General features: G+C 72.0%; 16 protein-coding genes. 7 read left to right on the top strand and 9 right to left on the bottom strand.

Going from position 1 to position 15,519, the window contains the following annotated elements; translation table 11 throughout:
- Positions 1 to 103: 103 nt before the first annotated feature.
- From OG898_RS11825 to OG898_RS11815, 3 genes are all read right to left on the bottom strand, one after another.
- On the bottom strand, positions 104 to 802 hold the full coding sequence (locus tag OG898_RS11825; protein WP_250738731.1) for a response regulator transcription factor: 699 nt from the start codon (positions 800 to 802) through the stop codon (positions 104 to 106).
- Positions 786 to 1,691, bottom strand: a complete 906-nt coding sequence (locus OG898_RS11820) for a sensor histidine kinase (protein WP_266956677.1) — start codon at positions 1,689 to 1,691, stop codon at positions 786 to 788. Before OG898_RS11820 ends, OG898_RS11825 begins: the two co-directional genes overlap by 17 nt.
- 363 nt (positions 1,692 to 2,054) lie before the next feature.
- On the bottom strand, positions 2,055 to 2,666 hold the full coding sequence (locus tag OG898_RS11815) for a MerR family transcriptional regulator (RefSeq protein WP_266956675.1): 612 nt from the start codon (positions 2,664 to 2,666) through the stop codon (positions 2,055 to 2,057).
- Between the two features lie 293 nt (positions 2,667 to 2,959).
- Between OG898_RS11815 and OG898_RS11810 the strand changes: the two genes are divergently transcribed.
- The 5 genes from OG898_RS11810 (at position 2,960) to OG898_RS11790 (ending at position 8,204) form a co-directional block, all read left to right on the top strand.
- Positions 2,960 to 4,633, top strand: a complete 1,674-nt coding sequence (locus OG898_RS11810; RefSeq protein WP_250738736.1) for a sensor histidine kinase — start codon at positions 2,960 to 2,962, stop codon at positions 4,631 to 4,633.
- 20 nt (positions 4,634 to 4,653) lie between these two features.
- Positions 4,654 to 5,301, top strand: a complete 648-nt coding sequence (locus OG898_RS11805; protein ID WP_250738862.1) for a response regulator transcription factor — start codon at positions 4,654 to 4,656, stop codon at positions 5,299 to 5,301.
- 44 nt (positions 5,302 to 5,345) lie between these two features.
- Positions 5,346 to 6,785 (top strand): DUF2252 domain-containing protein, encoded by a 1,440-nt coding sequence (locus tag OG898_RS11800; RefSeq protein WP_266956672.1) that lies wholly within the window; start codon positions 5,346 to 5,348, stop codon positions 6,783 to 6,785.
- Positions 6,786 to 6,922: 137 nt separating this feature from the next.
- Positions 6,923 to 7,762, top strand: coding sequence for a J domain-containing protein (locus OG898_RS11795; RefSeq protein WP_266956670.1), 840 nt, complete (start codon positions 6,923 to 6,925; stop codon positions 7,760 to 7,762).
- Between the two features lie 97 nt (positions 7,763 to 7,859).
- Complete coding sequence (locus OG898_RS11790) at positions 7,860 to 8,204, top strand: rhodanese-like domain-containing protein (protein WP_250738739.1); 345 nt, start codon at positions 7,860 to 7,862, stop codon at positions 8,202 to 8,204.
- A 28-nt stretch (positions 8,205 to 8,232) separates the two neighbouring features.
- Here OG898_RS11790 and OG898_RS11785 read toward each other — a convergent pair whose 3' ends face one another.
- The 6 genes from OG898_RS11785 to paaA form a co-directional block, all read right to left on the bottom strand.
- Positions 8,233 to 9,381 (bottom strand): acyl-CoA dehydrogenase family protein, encoded by a 1,149-nt coding sequence (locus OG898_RS11785; RefSeq protein ID WP_250738740.1) that lies wholly within the window; start codon positions 9,379 to 9,381, stop codon positions 8,233 to 8,235.
- A gap of 98 nt (positions 9,382 to 9,479) precedes the next feature.
- Entirely contained in the window at positions 9,480 to 10,658 is a 1,179-nt protein-coding gene (locus OG898_RS11780) for a 2Fe-2S iron-sulfur cluster-binding protein (protein WP_266956668.1), read from the bottom strand.
- Positions 10,659 to 11,189 carry a 1,2-phenylacetyl-CoA epoxidase subunit PaaD gene (paaD, locus tag OG898_RS11775; protein WP_266956666.1) on the bottom strand — a complete coding sequence of 177 codons (531 nt, stop codon included), beginning with the start codon at positions 11,187 to 11,189 and terminating at the stop codon, positions 10,659 to 10,661.
- Positions 11,186 to 11,878 carry a 1,2-phenylacetyl-CoA epoxidase subunit PaaC gene (paaC, locus tag OG898_RS11770; RefSeq protein WP_266960198.1) on the bottom strand — a complete coding sequence of 231 codons (693 nt, stop codon included), beginning with the start codon at positions 11,876 to 11,878 and terminating at the stop codon, positions 11,186 to 11,188. Before paaC ends, paaD begins: the two co-directional genes overlap by 4 nt.
- Positions 11,879 to 11,946: 68 nt before the next feature.
- Positions 11,947 to 12,231, bottom strand: a complete 285-nt coding sequence (paaB, locus tag OG898_RS11765) for a 1,2-phenylacetyl-CoA epoxidase subunit PaaB (protein ID WP_243331024.1) — start codon at positions 12,229 to 12,231, stop codon at positions 11,947 to 11,949.
- Entirely contained in the window at positions 12,228 to 13,289 is a 1,062-nt protein-coding gene (gene paaA / locus OG898_RS11760; RefSeq protein WP_250738743.1) for a 1,2-phenylacetyl-CoA epoxidase subunit PaaA, read from the bottom strand. Before paaA ends, paaB begins: the two co-directional genes overlap by 4 nt.
- Positions 13,290 to 13,434: 145 nt before the next feature.
- On the opposite strand from paaA, the gene OG898_RS11755 reads away from it, so the two are divergent.
- Entirely contained in the window at positions 13,435 to 14,097 is a 663-nt protein-coding gene (locus OG898_RS11755) for a DUF5819 family protein (protein WP_250738744.1), read from the top strand.
- A gap of 11 nt (positions 14,098 to 14,108) precedes the next feature.
- Entirely contained in the window at positions 14,109 to 15,305 is a 1,197-nt protein-coding gene (locus OG898_RS11750; RefSeq protein ID WP_266956663.1) for an HTTM domain-containing protein, read from the top strand.
- Positions 15,306 to 15,519: the final 214 nt, after the last annotated feature.

The following is a 15,519-nucleotide window of genomic DNA, read 5'->3' as shown; positions in this document are numbered from 1 at the left end:
CTCGAATGTATTCGAATTCCCCAACCCGGGGCAGACCCGCTGGGGGTAACCCCGATACTCTCAAAGAGGCATACGGGCGAGCCTGTTGTGCAGTCTTTTGGTCCTATCCCCTTCCGGCACCCGGGCGGTCTTCCGGCCCGGGCCTTCTGATGAGCCGCGCATCAATTGCCTTGTTCGCCGCGTCGATGCGTGATATCGCGCCGAGTTTCTCGAATACGTTGCGCAGGTGCCGCTTCACGGTGCCCTCGGTGATGCGCAACCGGACGGCGATCTGCCGGTTGCTCAGGGCGGCGGCGACGTACGTGAGCACCTCCCGCTCCCGCGGCGAGAGGGTCTGGTGCGAGGTGCTGAATCCGACGGTGGGAACACCGCTGCTCGGCAGGGCGATCGTGACGTGCGGGTCGCGGGAGGCGGTGTTCCGCAGCGCTGCGAGAAGCGATTCGCGCGGGACGCTCTTGTGCAGATAGCCGCGGGCTCCGTGGGCGAGCAGTTCCTGCACCAGCTGCGCGTCGCTGTGCATGGTCAGGATCAGTACGTGCAACTGGGGAAACCGGGTGGTCAGGGCGCGCACGACGGTGGGCGCGTGGTGACCCGGCATTTCCACGTCGAGGAGGACCACGTGGGGTCTGGTGCGTTCCACGAGGTCGGCCAGTCCCTCGGAGGTGTCCGTATCGGCGACGACGGTGAGGTCGTCCTCCGATTCGATCAGCTCGCACAGGGCCCGGCGCAGTAGTGAGTGATCGTCGACGGCGATGATGCGGAGCGGTTCGGCGGCCGGGCGCGGCTCAATTGGCGTGTGCATGGTTCTCCGTGTCGAAGGGGATGGACAGGGCGATCGCCGTCCCTTGCCCCGGAGCGCTGTCGATGGTGAGCCGGCCGCCCAGCAGTTTGGTGCGCTCTGTCAGGGACGACAGCCCGTTTCCCCGCCGGTGGGCGTGCGGGTCGAAGCCCGTGCCGTCGTCGCGTACCGATGCGTCGACCCGGCCCGCCTCGACGCGGACCTCCATGTCGATCCGCGCGGAACGGGCGTGGGTGAAGGCGTTGCGCAGGCATTCGCGGAGCATCAGGTAGAGGTCTTCGGTGAGTTCGTCCGGCAGCAGGTCGCCCGGATCGGCCACGTGGATGTCGACCTGTACGTCGTCCATCGCCATGGCGGAGACGAAGGCCGAGAGCGAGACGTAGAGGGACTGGGTGGCTTCCGCCCGGGTCCGCAGGTCCGTCACGATGTCCCGCGTGGTGTAGAGCGTCTCCAGGATGGCCTGCTTCAGGGCCTCGAGCCTGGGGTCCGTTCCCGACGGCTGCCGGGTGAGCTCGTAGAGCTCCAGCTGGCGCAGGGCCAGGCTCGCGGAGCTGCCGATGCGGTCGTGGATCTCGCGGGCCATGCCGTCACGGCCGTGCCGGGTGGCATCGCGTACGACGTCCAGCAGGAAGAGGTCGTGCCCGGTGGAGCCGGCTTCGAGCCGTTGGGTGATCGATGACTGCAGTACGGGCAGCATCTTCATCAGGCAGCGCTGGTCCTCGGGCCGGGCCGAGGCGATCCGGATGAGGTGGCTCGTGGCGACCTGGAAGAGCAGGGCCCCGGCGCGCACTGAATGGATGGGTGCGATTCCCTGCGAGATGCGGGCGCCGCTGAGCCTTCGGGTCTTCGCGATGAGATGGGTGTCGAGTGGTTCCTCGGCTCCGTCTTCCATCGCGCGGAGGCATTCGGCGAGAATGTGCTGGGCTTGTTCTCTGCAGGTGGCCCATGCTTCCGGATTCGAGCCTAATGGATTGTGATGCTCGATCAGGGTGTTTCGGTATTCTTCGAGAAGTTCTGGCTGCTGGTGCTGGAATAACTTTGCTAATCCCACCTCTTCTCTTGTGTTGTTTGGTGTATCGATCCCGTGTCCGTCTGGGTTGTACCGCAAGATCCCCCGCCCTTGCTGTAGCCCGAAGTCGCCTATCCCCTTACGGCCGTTCTGTTCGGAAGGAGTGGGCTCCAGTGATCACCAAACAGCATGCACGTCAACCGTAGGGGCGTCAACCTTAAGGTACTTACTGGGCGGTAGTTGCCGTTACGGACATTCAGACGGTTCTTGGGAGGAAGCGTGCTCGTGGATAAGACGGCGTAGCGCGGAAAATGCGACGTCCCCGAGAACGGTTCCCGTCACCATGTGCGCGGCCGCACTCTCCGGGTCGGGCTGTTCGTGCAGGAGACGGACCTCGGCGGCCACAACCGGTTCCAAGGCGTCCGCATAAGTGTCCAGGAGGCGCAGCAGGTCGTCGTGTCCGAGCCACTCCACCGCGACGAGAGTCTGCGTCAAGGTCTGCCACGCCGGATTCTCCGGACTCACCCGCCAGTTCCGCGCCAGGGCCAGTGCCTGAACACGCTCCCGGGCCCGGTCCCAATTCTGGTCCTGCGCCTCCGAGCCGGCCGCGGGCAGGGCGTACTGGATGGTGCCGCACAGTTCGCCGATCGGCGGCGGCGACATGTCTATCTTCCGCACGACGCGGCGGGCGGAGGAATACGAAAGACCGCCGACCTCCAGCAGCGTTCTGACCAATACGGCTCTACGGACATGGGACTCGTCGTACGCGGGAAGAGCGGGGAGCAGTCCCATGCGTACGTACAGCTGGAGGACACGGAGGGGTATGCGGATCTCGGCGCTCAGTTCCGGTAGCTGCACGCCTCTTCCACCCGCCGATCTTCTCCGCCGCCGGTTTCCCTGCGTGATCCATTCCGTTCGGTCATGGCAGGACCTTAGGTAGGAGAGACGGGGCTCACAAGGCGGAGCGGCCCGACGGCGGCGGCGCTGCCTCGAAAGATGTAGGGGGGTGCTCCCCTTCGGAGGCAGGCCGCCTGTAGCGGAGAAGCAGCGGGACTGCGCCGGGAGACTTTCGTTGCGCAGGGCGCGACGAAAGAGGGCAGCCCGGTGACGGCGCGGTGTCTAGGGTCGGGCGGGTGGATGTGACGGCGAGGATGCGTACGGGATGGGACTGGGTGAGGGGGCCCGAGCCCTGGACCCGGCGGATGCTGGCGGGGGACCTGGCGCTGGCCGGGGTGCTCGTGCTGATCGGGCTCGGGGTCGAGGACATCGACAACGGCTCCGCCGCGCGGATGCTGGCCAGTGCCGTGGCCGTGGTGGTGCTGACCCTGCTGCGGCGGCGGCTGCCGGTGTTCACGCTGGTGGCCGGCTCGGTGGTGGGGGTCTACCTGCCCGGGGCCTTCCTCGTGGCGATCCCCCTCGGCTGGTCGGCGGGGCGGCGCATCGTCGGCGTCGGACGGGCGCTCGGCGCCTTCACCGGGGCCTTCGCCCTGGCCGTCGTCCTCAGCGTGTTCAAGGAGTGGTCGCAGGGCCGCGCGGTGCTGATCGTCGTCTTCAGCGCGCTGATGTTCCTGGCCATGGTGGTCATGCCCGGTCTGGCCAGCCGCTACTGGTCCCAGCGCCACACGCTGCTGCGCGCCCTCCAGGAGCGCAACGCCCAGCTGCTGCGCGAGCGGGCGATGGTCGCGGGCCAGGCCCGGCTGCGCGAACGCCAGCGCATCGCCCAGGACATGCACGACAGCCTCGGCCACCAGCTCGCGCTGATCTCGGTGCACACCGGTGCCCTGGAGGTCGATCCGGTCCTCACCGACCGGCAGCGCGAGGCGGTGGGCGTCCTGCGCCAGGCCTCGGTCGCGGCCATGCACGAGCTGCGCGAGGTAGTCGGCATCCTGCGGGACGGGGTGGAGGCGCCGCTGCCGGTCGAGGAGGCGCAGCCCGCCGCGCGCGGGGTGGCGGGCATCGCCGGGATCGTGGAGTCGGCGCGGAGCGCGGGGACGGACGTACGGCTCACCACTGCGGGGCGGCCCAGGCCGCTGGTCGCGGCGTGCGACCACGCGGCGTACCGGATCGCGCAGGAGGCGCTGACCAACGCCTACAAGCACGCGCCGGGCGCGCCCATCACGGTGGAACTGCGGTACGAGGACGACTCCCTGGTGGTGGAGATCGCCAACGGCCCGGCGGCCGGCCCGGGCGCCGGTGAGGTGGTGTCCGGCGGGCAGGGGCTGACCGGGCTGCGCGAACGGGCCCGGCTGGTCGGCGGCATGGTCTACGCGGGGACCGTGGAGGGCGGCGGGTTCCGGGTGGCCGGGGTGCTCCCGTACGGGACCGAGCCGGCCGGGGCCGAGGAGGCGGGGCCGGGCGCGGTCGCCGACGACTTCGGACAGCAGGTGCAGGCCAGGACCCTGAGCGGAAGCGCCGGGCCGGTCGACTGGGACGCGGTCGACCGCAAGCTGCTGAACGGAAGTCGCGTCGGGGGCGTGACGCTGGGCTGCGGGATCGCGGTCGCGGCCGTGGTGGTGCTGCTGATCGTGATCGGGGCCGCGGTGGCGCTGCTGGTGGGCTCGGTGAGCGACGCGACGGTCGGCCGGGCCGAGTACGACGAGATCCAGGTGGGCGAGGCGGAGAGCGCGGTACGGTCGCGGCTGCCCAGCGGCGACAGCATCCTGACCGAGGGACTCGACCGGAAGGGGCCGCCGCGCCCGCAGGGCGCCACCTGTCTGGCCTTCCTCGCGGAGGGCGGCGGCGACTGGGACAGCGACAGCGTTTTCCGGTTCTGCTTCAAGGACGGCAAGCTCGTCGAGAAGCAGGCGTACGAGGCCAAGCAGTAGGAGCAGGGGTGACAGCCAAGGTGATCCGTGTGGTGATCGCTGATGACGAACCGCTGATCCGGGCCGGGATCAGGATGATCCTGACCTCGGCGGCGGACATCGAGGTCGTCGCCGAGGCGGCGAACGGCCGGGAGGCGGTGGAACTGGCGCGGGCGCACGGCCCGGACGTGGTGCTGCTGGACATCCAGATGCCGGTCATGGACGGGCTGACGGCGCTGACCGAGCTCGGCCGGGCGGCCCCCGAGGTGCGGGCGCTGATCCTGACCACCTTCGGGGAGAAGGAGAACGTGCTGCGGGCGCTGAGCGGCGGCGGAGCGGGGTTCCTGCTGAAGGACTCGGCGCCCGGCGAACTCATCGGCGCCGTACGCGCGGCCGCGGCGGGGGACGCCTACCTGTCCCCGGCGGCGACCCGGCACGTGGTGGACCAGATCGCGTCGGGCCGGACGGCCGGCCGTGACGAGCAGGCGCGCCGCCGGGTGGCCGAACTGAGCGAGCGCGAGCGCGGGGTGCTGGCGCTGCTGGGGGAGGGGCTGTCGAACGCGGACGCGGGGCGGCGGCTGCACATGAGCGAGGCCACGGTGAAGACGTACGTGAGCCGGATCCTGGCGAAGCTGGAATGCGAGAACCGGGTGCAGGCGGCCCTGCTGGCCAGGGACGCCGGGCTGTAGGTACGGTCGGGCCGAAATCCGATGGCGATCAGGGGGCGGGGCGCATGACGGCGGTAGCGCAGCAGCACGGCGTGGGACCGGAGTCGACGGTACGGATTCCGGTGGTCGAGGGGTTCGCTGCGCGGCAGTCCGCGGGGTCCCGCGCCGGTTCTCCCCGGGAGGCGGGCAAGGCGCTGCGCACGCGGGTGCCCCGGTCGGCGCACGCGCGGTTCGAGGCTCCGGCCGACCGTCCGGACGCGGTGCGGGCGGTGGAGGAGTCCAATGTCGGGCGGGTCGCCGAACTCGCGCCGATACGGGTCGGCCGGATGGCCGCCAACCCCTTCGCCTTCCTGCGCGGGGCGGCCGGGCTGATGGCCCACGACCTCTCCGGCGGTCCCGTCACGGGGATCGGCGCGCAGATATGCGGGGACGCCCACGCGGCCAACTTCGGCCTGTACGGGGACGCGCGCGGCCGGCTGGTCATCGACCTCAACGACTTCGACGAGACCGTCTTCGGTCCGTGGGAGTGGGACCTCAAGCGGCTGGCCACCTCGCTGGTCCTGGCGGGCCGGGTGGCCGGCGCGGACGAGGAGACCTGCCGGGCGGCCGCGCACGACGCGGCGGGCGCCTACCGCCGCACGATGCGGCTGCTGGCCAAACTGCCGGCCCTCGACGCGTGGAACGCCATCGCGGACGAGGAACTGGTCTCGCACACCGATGCCCGTGACCTGCTGGGCACCCTGGAACGCGTCTCGGAGAAGGCCCGCAACAACACCTCCGCCCGGTTCGCCGCCAAGTCCACGGAGCGCACGCCCGACGGGGGCCGCGCCTTCGTGGACGCGCTGCCCGTGCTGCGCCGGGTCGGGGACGGGGAGGCGGCGGCCGTGGCGGCCGCGCTGGGCCCGTACCTGCAGACCCTGCAGGGTGACCGGCTGCCGCTGCTGGCCCGGTACGCGATCCACGACGTGGCCTTCCGGGTGGTGGGCACGGGCAGCGTCGGCACGCGCTCGTACGTGGTGCTGCTGCTGGACCACCGGGGTGAGGCGCTGGTCCTCCAGGTGAAGGAGGCCAGGCCCTCCGCGCTGCTGCCGCACCTGCCCGGGCTCGGCTTCGTCTCCCCGCCGGAGGAGCACGAGGGCCGGCGGGTGGTGGCCGGACAGAAGCGGATGCAGGTGGTCTCCGACATCCTGCTGGGCTGGACGACGGTGGAGGGGCGGCCCTTCCAGGTCCGCCAGTTCCGCAACCGCAAGGGCAGCGTGGACCCGGCGGCGCTGGCCGCCGAGCAGTTCGACGACTACGGGCGGATGACCGGAGCCCTGCTGGCGCGGGCGCACGCGCACAGCGCGGATCCGCGGCTGCTGGCCGGGTACTGCGGCAAGAGCGACGAGCTGGACGAGGCCGTCGCCGGCTTCGCCGTGGCCTACGCCGACCGGAGCGAGGCCGACCACGCGGTGCTGGTGGCGGCGGTGCGGTCCGGCCGGATCGCGGCGGAGGCCGGGGTCTGAGCCCGGGTCTGAATCCGGAGTCTGAGCCCGGGTCTGAATCAGGGGTCTGGATCCGGTCGGGCAGCCGGGATGTTTCACGTGAAACCGGTGGATGTTTCACGTGAAACACCCGGGCCCCAGGGCCTTAGGCTGGCCGGGTGAGCGAGCAGACTGTTCCCGAAGCGTCCGAGCCCGGCTCCGGCCCCGGCCCCGCTGCCGACGAACGGCCCGAGGCGCGCCTGGAGCGCGCGGTGCGGGCCGCCGAGCAGGCACTGATCGAGTTCGAGATCGCGGTGGAGACCTTCCGGGTGGAGGTGGAGAACTTCTCCCGCCTGCACCACCAGAAGCTCGGCCCCATGTACTCGCGGCTCGACGAGCTGGACGCACTGATCGCCGAGGCGAAGGCGCAGCGCACCGGGGACCCGGAGGACCTGCGCCGTGCGCGCGAGGCCCGCTCGCTGGTCATGCCGATGCCCGGGGTGGACGAGCTGTTCCACGACTGGCTGGACTCGGACGGGATGTCCGACGACGCCTCCGCCATGCTCACGGACCGCGCGGTGCGGCCGCCGGAGCGGGTGCGCCCCTCGGAGGAGGTGCGTCGCCTCTACCGCGAGCTGGTCCGCCAGGCGCATCCCGACCTGGCCCAGGACGATGCCGAGCGCGAGCGGCGCGACGAGTTCATCGCGCGGGTCAACGCGGCCTACGGACGCGGCGAGGAGCAGGTGCTGCGCGAGCTGGCGCAGGAGTGGGCGGAGGGTCCGGCGCCGGCCGAGCAGCGGCTCAGCGAGAGCGAGGAGCTGTACGAGCGCCTGGAGTGGCTCTCGCGCCGCAAGGAGCTGCTGTCGGTGGTGGCCCGGGACCTCGAGGAGAGCGCGATCGGGTCGATGCTGCGGATGGCCCCGGAGGACCCGGACCGGCTGCTGGAGGAGATCGCCGAGCAGCTGCTCGGCGACGTCGAGAAGCGTGAGGCGGAGCTGGCGGAGCTCACTGCCGAGTGAGCCGCCGGCTGCGGCCGCGGCCCGGCCGAGGCTGGGGCCGCGGCGGCCGGGTCGGATAGGTTGGCTCAGCTATCCGTGACGAGAGAAGGCGACAGACATGAACTCCGGACCGCTTCCCTCGGTGGCCGCCTCCGCGCTGCCTTCCGAAGCCTTTGTCCTCGACGTTCGCGAGAACGACGAATGGGCGGCCGGCCATGCCGAGGGCGCGCTGCACATCCCGATGAGCGAGTTCGTCGCGCGCATCGGTGAGCTGACCGAGAAGATCGAGGACGAGCGCCCGGTCTACGTGATGTGCCGGGTCGGCGGACGCTCCGCCCAGGTGGCCCAGTACCTGCGGGGCCAGGACATCGACGCCGTGAACGTGGCCGGCGGCATGCAGGACTGGGAGGCCGCGGGCCGCCCGGTCGTCACCGACGCGGGCACCCCGGGCTTCGTCGTCTGAGACGGCGGCCCTGAGGGGCCGGGCCGTCCTAGGCGAGGGGGTGGGCGGCCAGCAGGTCGCCCAGCGCCTCCTCGTGGGCCGCGGCCGGGCCGAGCTGGAGCTCCAGCTGCTTGGCCCAGGCGTGGTAGCGGTGCAGCGGGTAGTCGGTGTCGGCGCCGAAGCCGCCGTGCAGGTGCTGTGCGGTCTGCACGACGCGGCGTACGCCCTCGGAGGCCCAGATCTTGGCCACGGCCACGTCACCGGCGCTCGGCAGCGGTCCGCCGGCTCCGCCCGTGGAGGCGTCGAGCCGCCAGGCGGCCTGCCAGAGGGTGACCTCCATGGCGCGCAGGTCGATGTAGCGGTCGGCGGCCTGGACGGCGACGGCCTGGAAACTGGCCACCGGGAAGCCGAACTGCTCGCGCTTGCTCGTGTACTGGCTGGTCATGGTGAGCACGTTCTCGCCGAGCCCCAGCGCGAGCGCACACGTCCCCGTGGCCAGGAGCTGGCGCAGGTGGTCCCAGGCGCCGGGCGCCTCGATCAGGTGCGCGGCCGGGACCCGTACGCCGTCGAGGGTGAGCTCGGCGAGCCGCTCCCCGCTGGTGGAGTACTGCTCCGCGAGGGACAGGCCCTCGGTGGCCCGGGGGACGAACGCGAGCACCGCCTCGCCCTCCCCGGTGTGGGCCGGTACGGCGATCCAGTCGGCGCTGTGCGCCCAGGCGACGGCCGTCTGGAGGCCTTCCAGGACCCAGGTGTCCCCGTCCCGTTCCCGCCGTGCGGTGACGGACAGCTCGGCCGGGTCGTGGCCGCTCCGGCCGTGCGCGGCGACGGTGAGGACGAGGCTGCCCTGCCCGGCGCCGGGCAGCAGGGCGGCGGCAAGCTCGGGGCTGCCCTGGGCCTGGACGGTCATGGCGGTGGCGCAGTGCTCCAGGAGCGGCACCCGGGCCAGCACCCTCGCCGACTCGCGCAGGACCAGGCACAGGGCGATGGCGTCGAGTCCGGAGCCGCCGTGCTCCTGGTCAAGGACCAGGCTCAGCAGGTCGGAGTCGGCGAGCTTCGCCCACAGCTCGCGGTCGAACTCCTCGGCCACCGCCCTCGGGGTGAGTGCGGGGCTGGGCACGCCGTCGGGGGCCACGTCCGCGAACACGGCCTTGGCCGCCTCGACGGCGGCCTGCTGCTCCTCGGTGAAGGTGAAGTCCACTGCCTGTCCTCCCGCGTACCCGGATCGCGCTCTGCCTGACGGTGCGTCAAGATAGAACACGTTCCTGAAATTGGACAGGGGGGCGGCGGCGCGGCCCGTCAGCGGTCGAAGTCGATCTCCACTTCCTCCGACACCGGGTGCGACTGGCAGGCCAGCACGAACCCGGCCTCCGTCTCCGTCTCCTCCAGCGCGAAGTTGCGGTCCATCCGCACCTCGCCCGATACGACGAACGCCCGACAGGTGCCGCAGACCCCGCCCTTGCAGGCGTACGGGGCGTCCGCGCGGGCCCGGAGCACCGCGTCGAGCAGGGATTCGCCGTCGCGCACCGGCCAGGTGCCCGAGCGGCCGTCGAGGCGCGCCGTGACCCGGCCGCGGGTGGCATCGGGCGAAGCGGTGCGCGCGGGCGGGGCCGTGTCCTCCACGTGGAAGACCTCCTCGTGGACCCGGGTCCGCAGGACACCGAGCGCGGCCAGCGCCTGCTCGGCCCCCGTCACCAGACCGTAGGGCCCGCACAGGAACCAGCCCGTCACCTCCGTGACCGGCAGCAGCGCGGGCAGCAGCTCCGTCAGCCGCTCCTCGCCGAGCCGCCCCGAGGGCAGCCCGGCCTCCTGCTCCTCCCGGGACAGCACGGTGACGAGCTGGAACCGGTCGGGGTAGCGGTCCTTGAGGTCGGCGACCTCCTCCAGGAACATCGTCGAAGCCGCGCTGCGGTCGCTGCGCACCAGGCAGAACCGGGCGTCGGGGCGGGCGGCGAGGACGGTGGCGGCGATCGACAGCACCGGGGTGATGCCGCTGCCGCCGACGATCGCGGCGTAGTGCGCGGCGGGCGGCGCCGTCACGGGGTCCAGGACGAAGCGGCCGGCCGGGACCATCACGTCCAGGACGTCCCCGGCGGCGATCTTCTTGTGGGCGAAGGAGGAGAACTCCCCGCCCTCCACCAGCCGCACCCCGACCCGCAGCGCGGCGGGGCCGGGGCCGTCCGCGGCCGGGGCGGGGGAGCAGATCGAGTAGGTGCGCCGCACCTCGGCCTGCGCTGCGGTGCCCGCCGCGGCGGAGCCGCTGCGGCGCAGGGTGAGGTGCTGGCCGGGGGCGTGCCGGTACTCGGCGCGCAGCTCCGGCGGGACGGCCAGGGTCAGGGCCACGGAGTCCTCGGTGAGCCGGTCGACCGCCGTCACCGTCAAGGTGTGGAACGCGCCGTGACGCGCGGGGCGCGCCGACGCGGCGGCCTGCGGGCCGGCGGGCGCCACCGGCGTGGGCGACGGCGGTGACACGGCCATTTACAGCTCCTTGAAGTGGTCGAACGGTTCACGGCAGGCGATGCAGCGGCGCAGCGCCTTGCATGCGGTGGAGGAGAACCGGCTGAGCAGCTCGGTGTCGGTCGATCCGCAGTTCGGGCAGCGGACGGACAGGGTGAGCGGGACCGGTCCGCCGGCGGCGTGCGGCCGCGGCGGGGCGATGCCGAACTCCGCCAGCTTGCGGCGGCCTTCGGCGCTGATGTCGTCGGTGGACCAGGCGGGGGCCAGCACGGTCCGCACCCGGACCTCCGGTATGCCGTGGTCGGTCAGGACCCGCTCGATGTCGGCGGACATGGCCTCGATGGCCGGGCAGCCGGTGTAGGTGGGGGTCAGGGTGACCTCCACGTGGCCGTCCTCGTGCATCCGCACCCCGCGCATCACGCCGAGCTCGGCGAGGGTGAGCACGGGCAGTTCGGGGTCGGGGACGGAGCCGGCCAGCGCGGCCAGCTCCACCTCCAGCCGGGTCTGCTCGGTGCAGGCGCCGGCGGCGGCGCCCGCACCGGCGCCGGTCACCACGATGCCCCCGGGTGGCTGCGGTGCAGGTGCTGCATCTCCGCGAGCAGCCGCCCGAAGGACTCGGTGTGCAGCCCCTGCCGGCCGGCTCCGGCCGCCCAGGCGCCGTGCCGCGGCCCCTGGGGCAGCTCCAGTCCGGCCCGCTCCAGTACGCCGCCCAGCGCGGCCAGCCAACGGCCCTCCAGAGCGGCCCAGTCGATCTCGTCGAGCCCGTCCACCGGCCGGAACATCTCCCCGGTGTACTTCCACAGCCCGTCCAGACCGGCGCGCATCCGGCGCCGGCTCTCCTCGGTGCCGTCGCCGAGCCGCAGCGTCCACTGCTCGGCGTGGTCGCGGTGGTAGGCGGTCTCCTTGACCGCCTTGGCGGCGAGCGGCGCGAAGGGGCCGTCGCCGACCGCGAGTTCGCCGTAGAGCTCGTGCTGGTAGAGCGAGAAGTAGAGCTGGCGCGCGATGGTGTGGGCGAAGTCGCCGTTCGGCTGCTCGACCAGCTGGAGGTTGCGGAAGGACCGCTCCTCGCGGAGGAAGGCCAGCTCGTCCTCGTCGCCGGCCGTCGACAGCAGGACGCGGGCCTGGCCGAGCAGGTCGAGGGCGATGTTGGCCAGGGCGACCTCCTCCTCCAGGACGGGCGCGTGGCCCGCCCATTCGGCGAGGCGGTGGGAAAGGATCAGCGCGTCGTCGCCGAGGGCCAGCGCCGCCGCCCCGGCGGTCGTACCCGCCTCGGTGGCCGTACCCGCTCCGGTGCTCGTCTCGGTGCTCGTCACAGGTGCTGCACCCCCTCGGGGATCTCGTAGAAGGTGGGGTGCCGGTACGGCTTGTCGGCGGACGGGGCGAAGAACGGGTCCCGCTCGTCCGGGGAGGAGGCGGTGATCTCCGTGGAGGGCACCACCCAGATCGAGATGCCCTCGCCGCGCCGGGTGTAGAGATCGCGGGCGTTGCGCAGGGCCATCTCCGCGTCGGGGGCGTGCAGGCTGCCCGCGTGCGTGTGCGAGAGGCCGCGCCGCGAGCGGACGAACACCTCCCACAGGGGCCAGTTCTGCGTCATACCCGTGCCTCGCTTCCGATTTCTGCCGCGGCGGCCGTGGCCGCCGCCTGCTTCTCCGCATACGCCGCGGCCGCGTCGCGCACCCAGGCGCCTTCCTCGTGCGCCGTGCGGCGCTGGCCGATCCGTTCCTCGTTGCACGGGCCGTTGCCCTTGAGGACCTCCCAGAACTCCGCCCAGTCGATGGCCCCGAAGTCGTGGTGCCCGCGCTCCTCGTTCCACTTCAGGTCCGGGTCGGGCAGGGTCAGCCCCAGCGACTCGGCCTGCGGGACGGCGATGTCCACGAAGCGCTGGCGCAGGTCGTCATTGGTGTGGCGCTTGATCCGCCAGGCCATCGACTGCGCGGAGTGCCCCGACTCGGCGTCCGGCGGGCCGAACATCATCAGCGAGGGCCACCACCAGCGGTTCACGGCGTCCTGCGCCATCGCGTGCTGGGCCTCGGTGCCCCGGGAGAGGGCGAGGAGCAGCTCGTACCCCTGGCGCTGGTGGAAGGACTCCTCCTTGCAGATCCGGACCATGGCCCGCGCGTACGGCCCGTAGGAGCAGCGGCAGATCGGGACCTGGTTGGTGATCGCCGCGCCGTCCACGAGCCAGCCGATCGCGCCGACGTCGGCCCAGGTCAGCGTCGGGTAGTTGAAGATCGAGGAGTACTTCTGCTTCCCGGCGTGGAGCTTGTCGAGCAGCTCGTCGCGGCTGGTGCCCAGGGTCTCGGCGGCGCTGTACAGGTACAGGCCGTGGCCGGCCTCGTCCTGGACCTTCGCCATCAGGATCGCCTTGCGGCGCAGCGAGGGCGCGCGGGTGATCCAGTTCGCCTCGGGCTGCATGCCGATGATCTCGGAGTGGGCGTGCTGGGCCATCTGGCGGACCAGGGTGGCGCGGTACTCGTCGGGCATCCAGTCGCGGGGCTCCACCCGCTCGTCGGCCGCCACGGCCGCGTCGAAGGCCGCCGCGAGCTGCGCGCCGAGGTCGGCGGTCACGCCGATCCCCGCGTCCTGCCCGGCGTCCTGCTCCGCGTCCCGCCCCCCGGTCCCCGATGTCACTGCCGGGGTCACTGCCACCATCACGGCCCCCTGTCAGAGGTCTTTTCCCGCCTCGTCCCGCCCGACCGACCGATCGTTCGGTTCATGCTCTTCAATGGTGGGACGAGGGCCCGTAGGGTGTCAACCTCTGTGGTCAACCCTGTGGACGCCGGATGATCGGGGCGGGATGGATTCGAACGAGCGCGAGCCCCTCGAAGAGGCGGCTCCACCCCCGCCCAGAGCCCCCGGAATCGCCGGCCTGTCCACGCCGTACCGGGTCGTCACGGCCCTCGCCCTCGGCGCGGTGGCGGTGGCCGCCTGCGGACACCTGGCCCTCGTCTTCCTGCACGTGGCCCCGTCCAACACGGTCAGCAAGCGGCACGCCCGCACGATCGACGGCTGGATCTACCCCGAGTTCGAACAGAACTGGAAGCTCTTCGCCCCGAACCCGCTCCAGCAGAACATCGCGGTGGAGGTGCGCGCGGAGGTGCGGACGGACGACGGACAGCTGGAGACGGGCAACTGGCGTGGGCTGTCCGCCGAGGACGGCGCGGCCATCCGCCACAGCCTGCTGCCGAGCCACACCGAGCAGAACGAGCTCCGCCGGGCCTGGGACTTCTTCACCACCTCCCACGACGACGACAACAAGTCCACCGGCGATCGCGGCGCACTCGCCGAGGAGTACCTGCGCCGGATCGCCCTGGACCGGCTGGACCCGCACCCGGCAGAGGGCCGGATCGTACGGATCCAGCTGCGCGGGGCGACGACGGAGGTCGCCGCACCCAAGTGGTCCGACGAGAAGGCCGACACCCAGACGTACTACCGGGAGCTGCCGTGGTGGACGGTCTGAGGGAGCCCGGGGTGAAGGAGCCCGGTCTGAGGGAGCCCGGGGTGAAGGGGCTCAAGGCCTCCGCCGGACGGGCGCTGGCCCGGGTCAGCGGGCAGGCGCTGGGTCCGTACCAGAGCGCCGTGGTCCGCATCGGCTTCGCCGGCACCTGGCTGTTCTTCCTGCTGCGCGAGTTCCCCCACCGGCACGAGATGTACGGGCCGGACGGACCGTGGAGCTGGGAGCTGGCGCGGCAGCTGATCGACTCGAACCGCGCCTTCACGGTGCTGATGTGGTCGGACTCGGCGCTCTGGTTCGAGATCGTCTACGCCGCGGCCGTGCTCTCGTCCGCCCTGCTGATGCTGGGCTGGCGCACCCGGGCGACCTCCGTGGTGTTCATGGTCGGCGTGCTGTCCCTGCAGAACCGCAGCGTCTTCATGGGCGACGGCGGGGACAACGTCATCCACCTGATGGCGATCTACCTCGTCCTGACCCGGTGCGCGCAGGTGTGGTCGCTGGACGCCCGCCGCGCCCGCCGGCTCGGCGCGGCCTCGGCCGGGCGGGCGGGGCCGGTGCTGTGGGGCGTGCTCGGCGCGGTCTTCGCGTACGGGGCCGCGACCGGGGGGTTCAGCGTCGGCTGGCTGGTGGTCTTCACGGCCCTGTGGGTGCTCGCCGCGCTGTGGTGGATGGTCGACCGCTACGAGCCGGAGGGGGAGGGGCGGGCCGTCCTCGACGTCCTGGCCAACCTGCTGCACAACGCCGGAATGCTGGTGATCATGGTGGAGGTCTGCCTGATCTACGCGACGGCCGGGTGGTACAAGATCCAGGGGTCGCGGTGGCAGGACGGCACGGCGCTGTACTACCCGCTGAACCTGGACTACTTCACCCCGTGGCCCGGGGTCTCGGCCTTCCTCGGGAGCAGCGGGACGCTGGTCATGCTGCTGTCCTACGGGACGGTCGCGGTCCAGGTGGCCTTTCCGTTCACCCTGTTCAACCGGCGGATCAAGAACGTGCTGCTGGCGCTGATGATGCTGGAGCACGCGGGGATCGCCGTGCTGCTGGGGTTGCCGTTCTTCTCGATGGCGATGATCGCCGCCGATGCGGTGTTCCTGCCGACCGGCTTTCTGGTGTGGCTCGGCGCGCGGGTCGCTGCGCGGCGGCCTGTTCTGGAACCGGGCCCGGAGCCGTACGCGGATCCCGAGCCGGCGCTCCCCAGCCCCGTCCCGCGCTGAGGCCCGGCCCTGCGGGGGCCTGTCCCCTACCCGCCCTTCGCCCGTTCCCTGGGGCTCCGCCCCAGACCCCGCGCCTCAAACGCCGGCGAGGCTGGATTTGCCGCTGCGCGGCAATCTCAGCCCGCCCGGCGTTTGAGGGCACGTGCGCGCAGCGCACGTACGGGTCCGGGCGGAGCCCGGGGAACGGTGGAAGGGCGGGTAGGGGAAGGAACCG

Origin of the sequence: Streptomyces sp. NBC_00193 (genome assembly GCF_026342735.1) — a bacterium.
Taxonomy (GTDB): Bacteria; Actinomycetota; Actinomycetes; order Streptomycetales; family Streptomycetaceae; genus Streptomyces; species Streptomyces stoeckheimensis.
The sequence above is the reverse complement of the archived record's forward strand: the minus strand, read 5'-3'. Positions and strand labels throughout refer to the sequence as shown.

Excerpts from the sequence above, each read along its gene's own strand:
- OG898_RS11790 (WP_250738739.1), top strand. The coding sequence starts at position 7,860 with ATGAACTCCGGACCGCTTCCCTCGGTGGCCGCCTCCGCGCTGCCTTCC.
- OG898_RS11810 (WP_250738736.1), top strand. The coding sequence starts at position 2,960 with ATGCGTACGGGATGGGACTGGGTGAGGGGGCCCGAGCCCTGGACCCGG.
- paaB (WP_243331024.1), bottom strand. The coding sequence starts at position 12,231 with ATGACGCAGAACTGGCCCCTGTGGGAGGTGTTCGTCCGCTCGCGGCGC.
- OG898_RS11755 (WP_250738744.1), top strand. The coding sequence starts at position 13,435 with ATGGATTCGAACGAGCGCGAGCCCCTCGAAGAGGCGGCTCCACCCCCG.
- OG898_RS11825 (WP_250738731.1), bottom strand. The coding sequence starts at position 802 with ATGCACACGCCAATTGAGCCGCGCCCGGCCGCCGAACCGCTCCGCATC.
- OG898_RS11800 (WP_266956672.1), top strand. The coding sequence starts at position 5,346 with ATGACGGCGGTAGCGCAGCAGCACGGCGTGGGACCGGAGTCGACGGTA.
- OG898_RS11780 (WP_266956668.1), bottom strand. The coding sequence starts at position 10,658 with ATGGCCGTGTCACCGCCGTCGCCCACGCCGGTGGCGCCCGCCGGCCCG.
- paaA (WP_250738743.1), bottom strand. The coding sequence starts at position 13,289 with ATGGTGGCAGTGACCCCGGCAGTGACATCGGGGACCGGGGGGCGGGAC.
- OG898_RS11820 (WP_266956677.1), bottom strand. The coding sequence starts at position 1,691 with ATGGAAGACGGAGCCGAGGAACCACTCGACACCCATCTCATCGCGAAG.